Origin of the sequence: Kitasatospora sp. NPDC091276 (assembly GCF_040684355.1) — a bacterium.
Lineage (GTDB): Bacteria > Actinomycetota > Actinomycetes > Streptomycetales > Streptomycetaceae > Kitasatospora.
This window is the reverse complement of the sequence record NZ_JBFBFU010000085.1, coordinates 1-1323: the sequence shown is the minus strand read 5'-3', so window position 1 is coordinate 1323 and position 1323 is coordinate 1. Positions and strand designations below refer to the sequence as shown.

The following is a 1323-nucleotide window of genomic DNA, read 5'->3' as shown; positions in this document are numbered from 1 at the left end:
GTGACTGGTCGTTGTTTGAGAACTGCACAGTGGACGCGAGCATCTGTGGCCAAGTTTTTAAGGGCGCACGGTGGATGCCTTGGCACCAGGAACCGATGAAGGACGTGGGAGGCCACGATAGTCCCCGGGGAGCCGTCAACCAGGCTTTGATCCGGGGGTTTCCGAATGGGGAAACCCGGCAGTCGTCATGGGCTGTCACCCGCTGCTGAACACATAGGCAGTGTGGAGGGAACGCGGGGAAGTGAAACATCTCAGTACCCGCAGGAAGAGAAAACAACCGTGATTCCGGGAGTAGTGGCGAGCGAAACCGGATGAGGCTAAACCGTGATGGTGTGAGACCCGGCAGGGGTTGCCATCGCGGGGTCGTGGGATTTTTCTTGATCGGTCTGCCGGCCGGTCGGCGAGTCAGAAACCGTATGGGTAGTCGAAGGACATGCGAAAGGTCCGGCGTAGAGGGTAAGACCCCCGTAGACGAAATCTGTACGGCTCGTTTGAGAAACTCCCAAGTAGCACGGGGCCCGAGAAATCCCGTGTGAATCTGGCGGGACCACCCGCTAAGCCTAAATATTCCCTGGTGACCGATAGCGGATAGTACCGTGAGGGAATGGTGAAAAGTACCGCGGGAGCGGAGTGAAATAGTACCTGAAACCGTGTGCCTACAAGCCGTGGGAGCGTCGTTCATCAGCTTGCTGGTGGGCCGTGACTGCGTGCCTTTTGAAGAATGAGCCTGCGAGTTTGCGGTGTGTAGCGAGGTTAACCCGTGTGGGGTAGCCGTAGCGAAAGCGAGTCCGAATAGGGCGGTTGAGTTGCATGCCCAAGACCCGAAGCGGAGTGATCTAGCCATGGGCAGGTTGAAGCGCGGGTAAGACCGTGTGGAGGACCGAACCCACCAGGGTTGAAAACCTGGGGGATGACCTGTGGTTAGGGGTGAAAGGCCAATCAAACTCCGTTATAGCTGGTTCTCCCCGAAATGCATTTAGGTGCAGCGTCACGTGTTTCTTGCCGGAGGTAGAGCACTGGATAGGCGATGGGCCTTACCGGGTTACTGACCTTAGCCAAACTCCGAATGCCGGTAAGTGAGAGCGTGGCAGTGAGACTGTGGGGGATAAGCTCCATGGTCGAGAGGGAAACAGCCCAGAACACCGACTAAGGTCCCTAAGCGTGTGCTAAGTGGGAAAGGATGTGGAGTCGCAGAGACAACCAGGAGGTTGGCTTAGAAGCAGCCACCCTTGAAAGAGTGCGTAATAGCTCACTGGTCAAGTGATTCCGCGCCGACAATGTAGCGGGGCTCAAGCACATCACCGAAGTCGTGTCATTGCAGCA

Annotated in this window: 1 rRNA gene; it reads left to right on the top strand. The window is 56.9% G+C overall.

Going from position 1 to position 1323, the window contains the following annotated elements:
• Positions 1-47: 47 nt before the first annotated feature.
• Positions 48-1323 (top strand): 23S ribosomal RNA (locus AB0O19_RS38465); the annotation flags it as partial.